Source organism: Actinomadura graeca (assembly GCF_019175365.1).
GTDB lineage: Bacteria > Actinomycetota > Actinomycetes > Streptosporangiales > Streptosporangiaceae > Spirillospora > Spirillospora graeca.
Genome location: NZ_CP059572.1, coordinates 3,978,259 through 3,992,675, shown reverse-complemented (window position 1 = coordinate 3,992,675; position 14,417 = coordinate 3,978,259). Strand labels below are relative to the sequence as shown.

At 73.1% G+C, this 14,417-nt stretch carries 9 protein-coding genes; 1 reads left to right on the top strand and 8 read right to left on the bottom strand.

Going from position 1 to position 14,417, the window contains the following annotated elements:
• Positions 1-184 precede the first annotated feature (184 nt).
• Both AGRA3207_RS17460 and AGRA3207_RS17455 read right to left on the bottom strand, forming a co-directional pair.
• Entirely contained in the window at positions 185-1,441 is a 1,257-nt protein-coding gene (locus AGRA3207_RS17460; RefSeq protein WP_231335725.1) for an MFS transporter, read from the bottom strand.
• Positions 1,442-1,444: 3 nt separating this feature from the next.
• Positions 1,445-2,554 carry a PLP-dependent cysteine synthase family protein gene (locus tag AGRA3207_RS17455; RefSeq protein ID WP_231335723.1) on the bottom strand — a complete coding sequence of 370 codons (1,110 nt, stop codon included), beginning with the start codon at positions 2,552-2,554 and terminating at the stop codon, positions 1,445-1,447.
• A gap of 948 nt (positions 2,555-3,502) precedes the next feature.
• On the opposite strand from AGRA3207_RS17455, the gene AGRA3207_RS17450 reads away from it, so the two are divergent.
• Positions 3,503-4,474, top strand: coding sequence for a LysR family transcriptional regulator (locus AGRA3207_RS17450; protein WP_231335722.1), 972 nt, complete (start codon positions 3,503-3,505; stop codon positions 4,472-4,474).
• 275 nt (positions 4,475-4,749) lie between these two features.
• Here the strand turns inward: AGRA3207_RS17450 and AGRA3207_RS17445 are convergent, their stop codons facing one another.
• From AGRA3207_RS17445 to AGRA3207_RS17420, 6 genes are all read right to left on the bottom strand, one after another.
• Positions 4,750-5,505: a sulfite exporter TauE/SafE family protein gene (locus tag AGRA3207_RS17445; RefSeq protein ID WP_231335720.1), complete on the bottom strand. Its 756-nt coding sequence runs from the start codon at positions 5,503-5,505 to the stop codon at positions 4,750-4,752.
• Positions 5,506-5,566: 61 nt separating this feature from the next.
• Positions 5,567-8,845, bottom strand: coding sequence for a carbamoyl-phosphate synthase large subunit (gene carB, locus AGRA3207_RS17440; protein WP_231335719.1), 3,279 nt, complete (start codon positions 8,843-8,845; stop codon positions 5,567-5,569).
• The gene (carA, locus tag AGRA3207_RS17435; protein WP_231335718.1) at positions 8,829-10,043 is read right to left on the bottom strand and encodes a glutamine-hydrolyzing carbamoyl-phosphate synthase small subunit; all 1,215 of its coding nucleotides are present in this window, start codon (positions 10,041-10,043) and stop codon (positions 8,829-8,831) included. The genes carB and carA overlap by 17 nt, the downstream gene beginning before the upstream one ends.
• Before the next feature lie 3 nt (positions 10,044-10,046).
• On the bottom strand, positions 10,047-10,223 hold the full coding sequence (locus AGRA3207_RS17430; protein WP_231335717.1) for a hypothetical protein: 177 nt from the start codon (positions 10,221-10,223) through the stop codon (positions 10,047-10,049).
• A gap of 40 nt (positions 10,224-10,263) precedes the next feature.
• Positions 10,264-12,096: a carbamoyltransferase family protein gene (locus AGRA3207_RS17425; RefSeq protein ID WP_231335716.1), complete on the bottom strand. Its 1,833-nt coding sequence runs from the start codon at positions 12,094-12,096 to the stop codon at positions 10,264-10,266.
• Positions 12,089-14,344 (bottom strand): iron-containing redox enzyme family protein, encoded by a 2,256-nt coding sequence (locus AGRA3207_RS17420; protein ID WP_231335715.1) that lies wholly within the window; start codon positions 14,342-14,344, stop codon positions 12,089-12,091. The genes AGRA3207_RS17425 and AGRA3207_RS17420 overlap by 8 nt, the downstream gene beginning before the upstream one ends.
• Positions 14,345-14,417: the final 73 nt, after the last annotated feature.

Below are 14,417 nucleotides of genomic sequence, written 5' to 3'. Positions count from 1 at the left end.
GGACCCGGCCCTTCAGATGCGCGGCACATTCATCGCGCATTCTCCCGCGCCGTCCAAAACCATGGCGTACGACCATGCTATTTCCGGGCCGCTCCAGAACGAATCACGAGGCGGCATGCTTTGCCCCACGATCCCTTTCCTTGAGAAGGGCGCCGCCGCACGCCGTCCCGCGGTCACAGGGGTGTCACCCGGACCCGGCCCCGGCTTTGCCCGCCTGGGGCTCCGGCGTTCCCACCTCCCCGGCGCGCGGGTCGCTGAACCGGGTCGTCCCGGGGACGAGGAGGGCCGCCAGCGCGCTGCCGATGACCAGGAGGCCGGCGGCGTCCAGGACCGCCGTGGCCCCCAGGGCACCGACGGCGACGGGGATGACGGCGAAGCCGACCGGGCTCATGCCGTAGGAGACCAGGAAGTCCAGCGACGAGATGCGGGCCTGGAGGCCGGCGGGGACCTCCCGCTGGATCGCGGTGAACCACGGGATGTTGAAGACCTCGATGCCCACCCCGCCGAGGGCGCAGGCGGCGATGATCGTCCAGCTGTGGGAGGCGTGCGCGAGGGAGAGCGGGACGAGGCCGTAGCAGCCCAGCATGACCATGGCGGGCACGCCCACGCGGCGGGGCCGCCAGCGGCTCATCAGCAGGGCGCCCGCGATCGCGCCGCACGAGTAGGCGCCGAGGGCGGCACCGATGAGCGCGTTGGAGCCGAACCGCTGCTGGCTGACCACGGGCAGCATCACGTACTTGGCGGCCTCGCCGAGCGCGAGCCAGAACACCAGGGCGGTGATGCCGGCGAGGAACCAGCGGTGGCGGCGCGCCTCGGCCAGCCCCTCCCGGAACTCCGCCAGCGCGTTCGCCCGCGCGCCCGCCGGCGGGGGAGACGGGCGCCCGGCGGGGACGGTGACGGTCAGCAGCGCCGAGCCCAGCCACAGCGCGGCCGCGATCGTCAGGCTGGCGCCCCGTCCGAACTGCGTGTAGAGCGCCACGGCCGCGGTGGGGCCGCCCACCAGCCAGATCCGCAGGCTGAGCGTGGTGGCGGCGTTGGCCTGGTGCAGCCGGTCCTCGTCGACGAGCTCGGCGACGAGGGCCTGGTAGGCGCTGCGGAAGGTGCCCTCGCCCGCGCCCGCGCAGCAGATCGCGGCGCAGACGGCCAGGAGCGGCAGGTCCGCCCAGAGCCCGACCACCGCCGTGGCGCCGCCGCGGACCGCGCTGGAGACCGTCAGCACGGCCGCGCGGGGATACCGGTCGGCGATGACCCCGCCGGGGAGGGAGCCGATGACGAATCCGAGGGTCCGCGCGCCCAGGACCAGGCCGAGCGCCGAGAGCCCGGCGGAGGCGTCCAGGACGGCCAGCGTCAGGGCCGTGGGCATCATCCCGGTCGCCGCCGCCGAGGCCGAGTAGCTCAGCCACAACCGGCGGAACGCCCGCTCGCGCAGGAGGGTGAGCATCCCTCACCGCCACTCGGAGCGGGCCAGCACGATGCTCGGACAGCCGAGCTCGGCGGCCAGGCCCGGCCGGTGGTTCGCGCACTCGGCGGCCGGCCTGGTCGAGTGGGGCACGAGTTCGCGCGCGCGTGCGCGGAGTCCCTCGGGCGCGGTCGCGGTGGTGAGCCCGTGCGCCTTCAGCCAGTCGTCGTTGAACGCCGTGGCCAGGTACCGCTCGCCGCGGTCGGCCGCCAGGAAGGCGACCTGCCGTCCCGGGCGGGCGCGCATCGCCTCGGCCAGCGCGACGGTCAGGGCCGCGCCGGTCGAGACCCCGGCGAACAGGCCCTCGCTGCGCACCAGCGTCCGGCAGGCGCGGAAGGCGTCCTCGTCGGTCACCTTGTAGACCCGGTCGACCAGCGACAGGTCCGAGAGGTTGGACGGCGTCCAGCTCAGCCCCACGCCCGGCACCAGGTAGGGGTGCGGCTCGCCCCCGAAGACGGTGGAGCCCCACACGTCGACGCCGATCACCGCGACGTGCGGGGCGCGCTCCTTGACGGCCTTGGCGATGCCGCCGAGCTGCCCCCCGGTGGAGACGGTGCACACCACCGCCGTCAGCCGCCGGGTCTGCGCGAGCAGCTCGCGGGCGGTCGTCCGGTAATGCGCCCGGCTGTTGAGCGGGTTGAAACACTGGTCGGGACGGAACGAGTTCCGTATTTCCCGGTGCAGCCGGTTGGCGTAGGCGATCCGCGTCTTGTGGTACGAGCCCGAGTCGTCGGGCTCGTCGACGACGACGATCTCCGAGCCGAACGCCTCCAGCAGACCGCGGTTGGTCGGCGTGAGTTTGGGATCGACGACGGCGATCACGCGATAACCGCGCGACGCGCCGATCATCGCCAGTGCGATGGAGAAGTTCCCCGACGACGATTCGATGATCGTCCCGCCGGGGCGCAGCAGCCCGGCCCGCTCGGCGTACTCGACGATGTGCCAGGCGGGACGGTCTTTCAGGCTGCCCGCGGGATTGGTGTTCTCCAGTTTGGCGATCAGTTGCGCCTCACCGTCCAACGTGAGATTGCGCAGGCGTATCGCCGGTGTCCGCCCGATGACGTCCAGGAGCTCGGGCATACGGGTGCCGCTCATCGGCTTCATAGCGAATGGTCCTCTTCGGCCGCGAAACGTGACAGGTCATGTTTCTGTGCTCGGCGTGACGCCGAGGCGGGCGGCCGGTCAGGACCGGAAAACGCAAAGGACGGCCAGGGCGGCGGCACCTGTGCGGTGTTCCGCCGGCCCGAAGCCGACTAACCTGCCCCGCCACCGGGGCGGAGAGGGGAGCCCGCCGTCGGAGGCCGCCGTCAGTGCGGCGGCCGGTGCGGCGGTCAGGTCCGGCAGAAGCGGCTGGGCGGGCGCCTCCACCGTCCCGCCGCGGGGCATGGTCGCGTCGGGGGGCGCCTCATGGCATTTCTCGTGATGCAGCACCAGTGCGGGCACGGAGGTGTCGGTGTCACAGGCGCTCGGTACCGGGACGGCCTCCGCGGCCGCCGACGGGATGTGCTCGCCATGACAGTCCCCGAGGGGCGTGCACGGGACCCCGTAGGCGAGAAAAACCGCCAGGGACAGCAGAATGCACAACCCCAGGCCCACCGGCCTGGGATGTCGTATTCCACCTCTCGTGCGCATGACCAAGGAAGGTTAACCGAGGGTGATGAATGTTTCCATTGCGCGAATAGGAGAGTTTTTCAATGTTGATCCAGGGGGCGTAGAAGGTCCTTGGTGGCCCAGTACGTCCGGACGGCGGCCGCCGTTCAACGCCGGGCAGAGTGGGCAGTTCTGGCGTGCCCGGAGCATACGGGCGCACGCCGGCGCGCCGTGCCGCCGCCGAAGAAATCCGCCCGCCCGAAGCGTGATCTTCGACAATTCTCGGGCGCGGAATGGCGGCCATCGGCCGAATGGCCTGCGCCGATGTGGGGTCTCCGGCCCCGAGTGGCCAATTAATAGGAAAGTTTCTTGTTCGGCCGCCATTCTTCATAAAAGCGAGATTGACAGCGCCGGGCCCTTGCGAACCCTGCCACGCATGCATAACTTCACGCCATGCACGTTGAAATACGCCACCTGCGCGTGATCAGCCAGCTCGCCGAGACGGGGAGCATCACGCGCGCCGCGGCGAGCCTGGGCGTCTCCCAGCCCACGCTCAGCAAGCAGCTCCTCCGGATGGAGAAGGCGTTCGGCGGGCCGCTGTTCGTCCGCAGCCGCCACGGCATCGCCCTCACCGCGCTCGGCCGGCACGTCGTGGCGCGCGCCCGCGGGGTGCTGACCGACATGGACGACCTGCTCGCGACCCTGCCCGGCAGCGGCACCCGCACCGGCCTCAGGCTCGGCACCCACTCCCACATCCTGCTCGGGCGCTGGCTGCGCCTGCTGGAGGCCGGGCTGCCGCACCGCACCGTCACCACCAGCCTGGACTACTCCGGCGCCGTCCTCACCCACCTCCTCGCCAAGGACCAGGTCGACGTGGTCCTCATGGGACGCCCCGCCAGCCCGCACGCGCCGCCGTGCCCGCCCGGCACCGCCGAGCGCCTGATCACGGTCGAGCCCTGCGGGGTCGCGCTGCCGTCCGGGCACCCGCTCGCCGCCCGGGGCCGCGTCCGCCTGGCCGATCTCGCCGATGAGACCTGGATCCCCCCGCAGGGAGGCGACGACGGGGGCACCGCCATGCTGCGCGCCGCGTGCGAGGACGCCGGGTTCACGCCCCGCTTCCGCCACGCCGACATGGAGATGAGCGGCATCATCGGCTTCATCGCGGCCGGGCTGGCGATCGCCCTCGCCGCGCCCACCTGGAAGCCCGCCGAGGGGATCACCGTCGTCGCCCTCGACGGGCACGCCACCGACGCCTACCGCGTCATCCGCTGGCGCACGGCCACCATCACGAACGCCGAGATCGACGTCCTTCACCGCACACACCACGAGCTGTACGACGCCGTCATCCGGCGCCACGTCGCCACCCTGCCCTGGCTCGCCGACCACCCCGACGCGCGTCCCCGGACACTCGACCGCCCCACGTAGGACCCAGAGCCCGGCGCTATGGCGGAGTGGAAGTACCGGTCACGGGGCCGCGCGGGTGACGATGTCCCCGCGAGACGGGCCCGGACAACGGCCGTTCCAGCGCACCTCCCGCGCATCGTGGACGTCCGGTACCCCGGACCCGGAGCGTTCGCGGCATTGGGTAACCGGCGCTCCCTCTTCCCGCCATCCCCAGGCACCCGGGAAGAGCGTCCTCGTGCCCGCCGGCGTGAGAAGTCCACCCTCGCGCCGGCGGGCGCTCCGGGAAGGCGGCCCGCTCAGAGGTTCAGCTTCACGACGGCGGCGACGCCGACGACCACGATGACCGCCCGGAGGGCGGCCGGCGGCAGCCTGCGCCCGACCCGCGCGCCGATCTGGCCGCCGACCACCGACCCCGCCCCGAGCAGCAGCACCGCGGTCCAGGCCACGTGCGCCACGAAGACGAAGACGATCCCGGCCGTCAGGTTGACCATCGCGACGAGCAGGTTCTTCAGGGCGTTCATCCGCTGGAGGCGTTCCTCGGGGACGAGCACGCCCATCAGCCCGAGCAGGAGCACGCCCTGCGCGGCTCCGAAGTAGCCGCCGTAGACGCCGCCCAGGAGCACGCCCGTCCACAGGAGGAGGCCGCCGTGCTCGTGCCGCCGCTCCGGCCGCGAGGCGAGCCGGCGGACCAGGAAGGGCTGGGCCGCCACCAGCACCAGCGCGACGAGGATGAGCACGGGCACGATCGCCGAGAAGGCGTCCGCTGGCAGGACCAGCAGCAGCGACGCGCCGGTGACCGCGCCGGCGAGCGAGGCGGGCAGGAGCCGCCGCACCCTCCCATGCTGGCCGCGCAGCTCGTCGCGGTAGCCGTAGGCGCCGCTCAGCGAGCCGGGTGCCAGGCCGAGGCTGTTGGAGACGTTCGCGACGACCGGCGGGTAGCCCACAGCGAGCAGCGCGGGGAAAGCCACCAGCGTGCCGGATCCGACGACGGTGTTGATGCCGCCGGCGAACACCCCGGCGAGCGCGACCACGACCATCTCAAGAGGGGACATCATGTCTCCGGCCGAGGGGCCGCGGTCCCGCCGGGCCCCTCGGTGGCGTGCGGGCCGGGCGTCATCTCAGGAGTGCGGTGGAGTGCCCGGTGGCCGCGTGGGCGCGGGCGTCCGCCGCGTACTCCTGGAGGGAGCGCACCTCGCCCTGCTTCCAGCCGAGCGCCTCGATGGCCTGGACGGCGGCGCCGAGCGCCGCGACCGTGGTGATGCACGGGCGCCCCGCGGACACCGCGGCGGCCCGCACCCGGTGGGAGTCCGCGCCCGCGGTGTCCACGACCAGGTCGATCCCGCCCGCGAGGACGAGCCGCTCCGCCGCCGGCTCGGGCGCCGCCGGGACGCCGGCGCGGCGCAGCAGGCCGGCGGTGTCCTCGGCCGCGAGGATCTCGAAGCCGAGCTCGGCGAGCCGCTTGACCGGGAACACGACCGAGCGCCGGTCCCGTCCCGCGGCCGCCACGAAGACACGGCCGGTGGCCGGCAGCGCGGCCCCCGCCGCCGCCTGGGACCTGGCGAAGGCGTCGCCGAACCCGGTCCCGATGCCCATGACCTCCCCGGTCGAGCGCATCTCCGGCCCCAGCGCCACGTCCACGGGCCGGCCGTCCGGCCTGCGGAACCGGTCCCACGGCAGCACCGCCTCCTTGACCGCGCACGGGGCTTCCGGCGGGAGCTCCGCGCCGTCCCCCTCGGCCGGGAGCAGGCCCTCGGCGCGCAGCCGCGCGATGCCCGTCCCGAGCCCGATCCGGGCCGCCGCCTTCGTCAGCGGCACCGCCGTGGCCTTCGCCACGAACGGCACGGTCCGCGAGGCGCGCGGGTTGGCCTCCAGCACGTACAGGACGCCGTCGGCGAGCGCGAACTGGATGTTGATCAACCCGCGCACGCCCACCGCGTGCGCGATCGCCTCCGTCGAGGACCGCAGCCGCGCGACGTCCAGGCGGTCGAGGGTGATCGGCGGCAGCGCGCAGGCCGAGTCGCCGGAGTGGACGCCCGCCTCCTCGACGTGCTCCATGACCCCGCCCATGTACAGTTCCCCGCCGTCGTACAGCGCGTCCACGTCGATCTCGATCGCGCCGGCGAGGAACCGGTCGATCAGCACCGGGTGCTCGGAGACCAGCCCGGCGCTCCGGTCCAGGTAGGCCGCCAGGGCCGCCCGGTCGGGCACCACCTGCATACCGCGCCCGCCGAGCACGTAGGAGGGCCGCACCAGGACGGGGAAGCCGATCCGCTCCGCGACCGCCTCCGCCTCGGGGAGGGTGGCCGCGGTCCCGTGCTCGGGCGCGGGCAGCCCCGCCTCCCGCAGGATCCGGCCGAACGCCCCGCGGTCCTCGGTCAGGTGGATCGCCTCGGGACCGGTGCCGAGGATCGTGACACCGGCGTCCGCCAGCCCTCGTGCCAGGTTCAGCGGCGTCTGCCCGCCGAACTGGATGACCACACCGGCCAGCGGGCCCGCCCGCCGCTCGGCGTCCACGACCTCGAGAACGTCCTCCAGCGTCAGCGGCTCGAAGTAGAGCCGGTCGGAGGTGCTGTAGTCGGTCGACACCGTCTCGGGGTTGCAGTTGACCATGACGGTCTCGTAGCCCGCCGAGCGAAGCGCGAAGGAGGCGTGGACGCAGGAGTAGTCGAACTCGATGCCCTGCCCGATGCGGTTCGGCCCGGACCCGAGGATGATCACGGCGGTCCGCTCGCGCGGCGCGACCTCGGTCTCCTCGTCGTAGGAGGAGTAGTGGTACGGAGTGGACGCCTCGAACTCGGCGGCGCAGGTGTCGACGGTCTTGTACACGGGCCGGATGCCCAGGGAATGGCGGACGCGGCGGACGGTCTCCTCGTCCGTCGACCGGATCCGCGCGATCTGCGCGTCGGAGAAGCCGTGCCTCTTGGCGTGCCGCAGCAGCTCCCGGCCCGGCTCGGCCGCGGCGGCGAGCTCGTCGGCGATCTCGCCGATGAGGGTCATCTGGTCGAGGAACCACGGGTCGATGCCGGTCGCCCCGGCCAGCCGGGCGACCGTCGCACCGGACCGCAGGGCGGCCATGACCGTGTGGATCCGGTGCTCGGACGGCACGGCGGCCTCGGCCACCAGCGCCTCGGCGTCGCCGGGCGCGCGGAGGCCGGGCGCGAAGTCGAACCCGGCGGGGTCCCGTTCGAGCGACCGCAGCGCCTTCTGCAGCGCCTCGGGGAAGTTGCGGCCGAGGGACATCGCCTCGCCGATCGACTTCATCGTCGTGGTGAGGACCGGGTCCGCGTGCGGGAACTTCTCGAAGGCGAACCGCGGGACCTTGACGACGACGTAGTCGAGCACGGGCTCGAAGGACGCCGGGGTCCGCCGGGTGACGTCGTTGGGGATCTCGTCCAGGGTGTACCCGATGGCGAGCTTCGCGGCGATCTTGGCGATGGGGAAGCCGGTGGCCTTGGACGCCAGCGCCGACGACCGCGATACGCGCGGGTTCATCTCGATGACGATCACGCGTCCCGTCCCCGGGTGCACGGCGAACTGGATGTTGCAGCCGCCGGTGTCGACGCCGACGGCGCGGATCGCCGCGATGCCCACGTCCCGCATGTGCTGGTACTCGCGGTCGGTCAGCGTCAGCGCGGGCGCGACGGTGATCGAGTCGCCGGTGTGCACGCCCATCGGGTCGAGGTTCTCGATCGAGCACACCACGACCACGTTGTCGTTCCGGTCGCGCATGAGCTCCAGCTCGAACTCCTTCCAGCCGAGGAGCGACTCCTCCAGCAGCACCTCGCCCGCGGGTGAGAGCCGCAGGCCGGCGCCCGCGACGGCGCGGAGCTCGGCCTCGTCGCGGACCAGCCCCGACCCTGCGCCGCCCATGGTGAAGGACGGCCGGACCACCACGGGGTAGCCGCCGAGCCCCGCCACCCCGGCCGCGCAGTCGTCGGCCGAACGGCAGATCGTGGAGCGGGCCGACTCCGCCCCGATCGACGCGACGATCCCCTTGAACCGCTCCCGGTCCTCCGCCGCGGAGATCGCGTCGATGTCCGCGCCGATGAGCTCGACCCCGTACTCGTCCAGGATCCCCGCCTCGGACAGGGCCACCGCCGTGTTGAGCGCGGTCTGGCCGCCGAGGGTGGGCAGCAGCACGTCCGGCCGCTCCCGGGCGATGACCTTCTCGACGTACTCCAGGGTGATCGGCTCCACGTAGGTGGCGTCGGCGAACTCCGGATCCGTCATGATCGTCGCGGGGTTGGAGTTCACCAGGACGACGCGCAGCCCCTCCTCGCGCAGCACCCGGCACGCCTGGGTGCCCGAGTAGTCGAACTCGCACGCCTGGCCGATCACGATCGGTCCCGCGCCGATGACCAGCACGGACTCGATGTCAGAACGCTTGGGCATGATCGGTCTCCCGGCTTGCGGTCGTGGACCGCGACCGGCCCGCCGTGCCGCTCATGAGCTCGGCGAACCTGTCGAACAGGTAGGAGGCGTCGTGCGGCCCGGCCGCGGCCTCGGGGTGGTACTGGACGCCGGACGCGGGCAGGTCCAGGCAGCGGAGCCCCTCGACCACGCCGTCGTTCAGGCAGACGTGGGTGACCTCGACCCGGCCGTACGCGGTCACCGGGACCCGGTCGGCCGGCGCCCGCACCGCGAACCCGTGGTTGTGCGCGGTGATCTCCACCCTTCCGGTGCCGCGGTCCCGCACCGGCTGGTTGATGCCGCGATGGCCGTACCCGAGCTTGTACGTCGGGAATCCCAGGGCCCGTCCGAGCAGCTCGTGCCCCAGGCAAATGCCGAAGAAGGGAGTGCCCTTGGCGAGGACATCGCACAGCAGGGCGACGTGCGCGTCCATCGCGGCCGGATCGCCGGGGCCGTTGGAGAAGAACACCCCGTCGGGTTCGCGGGCGTAGACGTCGTCAACGTCGCAGGTGGACGGCAGGACGTGCACGTCCATGCCGCGTTCCGCCATCAGCGCGGGCGTCATCGCCTTGATGCCGAGATCGACCGCGACCACGGTGGAACGCCGTGGGCCCACCGCGGGGACGATGTAGGGCCGGACGGTGGTGACCTCGTGGGACAGATCCGCCCCCGCCATCCGCGGTGCGCGGCGGACCGTGCGCAGCAGCGCGTCCATGCCGGCGTGGCCGGAGGAGCGGGCGAGGGCGTGGCCGGAGAACACGCCTGCCCGCATCGCGCCGTGCTCGCGCAGATGGCGGGTGACGGCGCGGGTGTCCACCCCCCGTATCCCGACGACGCCCTGCCCCGCGAGCTCCTCCTCCAGCGGGCGGCGGGAGCGCCAGCTGGAGGGCGTCCGGGCGGGATCGCGCACGACGTACCCGGCGACCCAGATGCGCCGGGACTCCCCGTCCTCGTCGTTGACGCCGGTGTTGCCGATGTGCGGTGCGGTCATCACGACGACCTGCCGGTGGTAGGAGGGGTCGGTGAGGGTCTCCTGGTAGCCGGTGGTCCCCGTGGCGAAGACGGCCTCGCCGACGGTCGCGCCGACCGCGCCGTAGGACCGGCCGTGGAAGGCGCGGCCGTCTTCTAGAAGGAGCACCGCGGGTGTCTCGGACGCCGTGGTCGCGCCGGGTGCGGGCACGTCTCACACCCGGCCCGGATCGTTCGCCGTCCCGGAGGACCTCGCTGGAGCGGTGAACGTCCAGTAGGACGCGGCGCGCCGGTCGGGCCTGCGGGCCAGGGGGTCGCGTATCACCCGCCGTGCCAGGCCGTACGGGGTGAGGACGAAGTAGTAGGCGAGGAAGAGCGGCACAGTGCGCACGGTGGGCACCTTTCTCGGTGGGAAACGGGGCCGTTCGCCGTCAGTCCGGGGGGATCTCCGAGCGCCAGTCGTCCTGTTCCCGCCACGCCGGCTGGTCCGCCTTGTCGAGCAGGAAGCCGCCGATGACCAGCAGGTCGATGTCGGTGCGCATGAAGCAGGCGTACGCCTCCTGCGGCGTGTTCACGATCGGCTCGCCGCGCACGTTGAACGAGGTGTTCACCAGCACCGGGCAGCCGGTCGCCTCCTTGAACGCCGTGAGCAGCCGGTGGTACACGGGCCCGGCGTCCTCGGTGACGGTCTGCACCCGCGCCGACGAGTCGACGTGGGTCACCGCGGGGATGGTGGAGCGCCGCACCCGCAGCAGGTCCAGGCCGGTGACCCCGCCGGTGTCGGCCGCCACCCGGTGCGCGGGCGCGACGTCGGCGACCAGGAGCATGTACGGGCTCTCCTGCCCCAGCTCGAAGTAGTCCTTGGCGTCGGAGGCGAGCACCGACGGGGCGAACGGCCGGAACGACTCCCTGAACTTGATCTTCAGGTTCATCGTGGACTGCATGGCGGCGTCGCGCGGATCCCCGAGGATCGAGCGGGCGCCCAGCGCGCGGGGGCCGAACTCCATCCGTCCCTGATGCCAGCCGACGATCCTTCCGGCGGCGAGCTCGCCGGCCACGCGCCGGACCAGCGCGTCCGGGCCCGGACGCGTGTACGGGATGCCCGCCGCGTCGAGGTAGGCGCCGACCTCCTCGTCACCGTAGGAGGGGCCGAGCAGCGACCCGGACATCGCGTCCCGGCCTGTGCCCAGGTCGGTGCGGGACGCCCCCCGTTCCAGGGCGACCGCGAGCGCGGCGCCGAGCGCCCCGCCCGCGTCCCCGGCGGCGGGCTGCACCCACAGCTCATCGAGCCCCTCGTCCCGGGCGACCTTGCCGTTGGCGACGCAGTTCAGCGCCACGCCGCCGGCCATGCACAGGCGCGACTCGCCGGTGAGGCGGCGGGCGGTGCGCGCCAGGAGCATGACCGCGTCCTCGGTGACCTGCTGCACGGACGCCGCGAGGTCGAACTCGCGCTCGGTGAGCGGCCCCTCGGGCACCCGCCGCGGGCCGCCGAAGAGCCGCTCGAAGGCCCGGCCGGTCATGACCTGCCCGCGCAGGAACTCGAAGTACCGCAGGTCGAGGCGGAACGAGCCGTCCGCCTTGAGGTCGATCAGCTTCTCCCGGATCAGTGGCGCGTACCGGGGTGTCCCGTAGGGCGCCAGTCCCATCAGCTTGTATTCGCCGGAGTCGACCTTGAAGCCGCAGAAGTAGGTGAAGGCGGAGTACAGCATCCCGAGCGAGTGCGGGAAACGCAGTTCGGCGAGGCTTTCCAGCCGGTCGCCCTGCCCGTGCCAGATGGTCGTCGTGGCCCATTCGCCCACACCGTCGACGCAGAGGACGGCCGCGGACTCGTACGGACCGGGGTAGAACGCCGATGCAGCGTGCGACTCGTGATGGCGCCGGATCACGATCCCGGGCGCCCGGCCCATGCCGAGGTCCCCGAGCCGCCGCTCGACCGTCCTCGCCATGCGCAGCTTCCAGGACGGCCACGTCGGGAAGACATCGCGGAACGCCGCGAAACCGAAGGGCGCGGCGCCCGCGAAGGTCGCCATGACCCGGCCGAACTTGAGCCTCGGGTCCTCGTAGTAGGCGATCGCGCCGACATCGTCCAGGACGGCGCCCGCCTCGCGCAGGCAGTACCGCACCGCGTTCGCCGGGAAGGCCGAGTCGTGGCGGCGGCGGCTGAACCGCTCCTCCTGCGCCGCCGCGATCGGGACGCCGTCCGCCACGAGGGCGGCGGCACTGTCGTGGTAGAAGGCGGACAGTCCGAGGACCAGGTCAGGCATGGGAACGCCCCTTCGTGCGGGCACGCCGGGCAGCCCGGCGGGCACGGCGGCCGGACGGCGGATTGAGCGACCGGTAGCCGGTGCGGACGCGCTCCCACGCCGCCGTCCGGGCCCCGGGGCCTTCGAGGGCGGGCAGACCCGCCATGTAGGTGTCCACGGCGTCGGCGGCCCAGGCCGAGTGGCCGCTGGCGACGTTGTCGATGGTGTTGTGGATGTCGACGAACCGGGTGCTGAACCCGTGGCTCTTCAGCGCGATCCTGGCCTGCCGGTACGTGCCGCCCACGCCGGACAGCTCCATCGCCAGGTTCAGCCCCAGCACCTCCGGCAGGAACGTGCGCGGGAACCGGCCGATGCACAGCCAGTAGACCGGCAGCTCGAACGAGCGGTCCTCGAACCCGGGCCACCGCGCGAACTCCTCCGACCCCGTCGGAGGCAGCCGGACGCCCATCTCCGCGAGGACCTCCCGGTAGATCAGCGGGTGGTTCAGCCGCGGCTCGCCGTTCCCGAGCTCGTCCCAGTACGTCTCGAACAGGAAATGCCCGACCTCGGACGACGCGTGCCCGTAGTCGGTGAAGCCCTGCAGCCACCCGCCGTCGATCAGGGTCAGCGGTGCCAGCTGCACGGTCGAGTCGATCAGTTCCCGCCGGGACGGGACCGGGGCGCCGGTGTTCTGCTCGAAGCGGAGGCCGTGCTCGTCGTGCTGCTCGACGAGCCAGGGCCGCAGCCCGTCCGGCGTCCAGCGCTCCGGCAGCGGCAGGTCCCCGTGACCGATTCCGTGGCGCGAGCGGGCCAGCCAGCCGTGGACGTAGCCGAAGGCGTACCGGGCCAGAGCCGGGTCGCCCGCGCGCGTCTGCAACCGGTGGTAGGCCGCGCGGAGCGTCTCGGGCGCCCGCCCTCCGGAGTCGTCCTCGGTGGCGTGGGGCGTCCTGAGGACGAGCGGCTCCGCGCCGGTGGCGCCGTTCCCGCGCGGGCTTCCGCCTGCGGTCCCGGCTGAGGCTCCGTTTGCGGTCCCGGCCGGGACTCCGCCTGCGGTCCCGGCCGTCTCCGGGCGGGGGAGGGCGTCGATCCAGCGCCGGATCACCGTCAGGTCGTCCGGCGAGAACACCCGGAACATGCGGCCGCGCTCCCCGACCAGGCCGTTGACCAGCGGGCTGTCCGCGGAGCGTCCCCGCTTGATCAGGCGGCTGGCGGCCAGCGCGGAGAGCAGCGGTCCGGGATCGTCCCGGCACTCGGCCAGCCAGTCCGAGAGTGATCTGCCGTCGAGCCGGAAGTCGCGGTGGTAGACCGCGCCCTCCCGCGCCCTCAGGCGCAGCAGCTCCGCCATCTCGTGGGCGGGATCGCAGGACGCGGTGAGCTCCTCGAACAGCGCACCGTCCCACCAGCGCAGGGCTGCGAAAGCCCAGCCGAAGCCCTGGAGCACCCGGTCGGCGGTGGACTCCGCGAGCAGCGCCGCGACGGCGGCGCGGCAGCGGTCGAGGTCACGGGGCCCGTCCTCATGGCGGGCCGCGCCGGGGTCGAGCGCGTCCCAGTCCGCGTCCGGCACCGCACGCCTCACCACGCCGAGCGCCGGTGGACGCCCGGCCGCCCGCAGGCAGAGGTCGGCGCCGAGGATCTCCGCGTCGAAGACGTCGGGACGGCGGCTCATGGCCAGCAGCACGGCGGGCACGTGGAAGGCCGCGTCCGCCACCCGCGGGTCGTTCGCGAGCCGCTCGGCCGGCACGGCGTGCTCGGACAGCGACAACCGGCGCAGCACGGTGAGATACGCGTCCCCCCGGGAACCGCGGGGGCGGCCGACACCGACGTCGGAGGCGTACAGCGCCAGGATCCGCAGGGCGACGCCGGAATCGGCGTTCGCCGGGCCGGTCAGCCATTGCAGCCAGGCACCCGACACCAGCGCGAGCGGCGCGCAGCCGAGGGCCGCCCGCCGCGCCAGCACCTGCCTCGTCCCGGTGTCCGCCTCCTCGTACAGCAGGAGATGGCGCTGCTCCGCGGTCTCCGCCCAGGACCGCACCGCGCGCTGGAGGTCATCGAGGTCGCGGGATCGGCCCGTGCCGCTGTGCCAGGGCTGTGCCCCATTCGCGTCCCCGGGCCCGTCCAGGCCCTCGAACCGGCGCATTTCCGCACGGAGGTCGTCGCAGAGCCCCGTTCCTGGAACCGCGCCCTCGGGATCGGCGGCGGTGACGTAGAGCGTCCGGGCAGCGCTTTCTCCCGCGCTGCTCGGGACGGCCTTTGCTGGTGTGCGTTGCATCCTTTCGCCCTCCGGCCGGTGTGCGCCATTGCCTTCCCGTGCAGGAGTCAGAACATGGGGTAGATCGACGCGT

Coding starts and splice junctions, on each gene's coding strand:
- AGRA3207_RS17420 (WP_231335715.1), bottom strand. CDS start 14,344: ATGCAACGCACACCAGCAAAGGCCGTCCCGAGCAGCGCGGGAGAAAGC.
- AGRA3207_RS17425 (WP_231335716.1), bottom strand. CDS start 12,096: ATGCCTGACCTGGTCCTCGGACTGTCCGCCTTCTACCACGACAGTGCC.
- carB (WP_231335719.1), bottom strand. CDS start 8,845: ATGCCCAAGCGTTCTGACATCGAGTCCGTGCTGGTCATCGGCGCGGGA.
- AGRA3207_RS17450 (WP_231335722.1), top strand. CDS start 3,503: ATGCACGTTGAAATACGCCACCTGCGCGTGATCAGCCAGCTCGCCGAG.
- AGRA3207_RS17460 (WP_231335725.1), bottom strand. CDS start 1,441: ATGCTCACCCTCCTGCGCGAGCGGGCGTTCCGCCGGTTGTGGCTGAGC.
- AGRA3207_RS17445 (WP_231335720.1), bottom strand. CDS start 5,505: ATGTCCCCTCTTGAGATGGTCGTGGTCGCGCTCGCCGGGGTGTTCGCC.
- AGRA3207_RS17455 (WP_231335723.1), bottom strand. CDS start 2,554: ATGAGCGGCACCCGTATGCCCGAGCTCCTGGACGTCATCGGGCGGACA.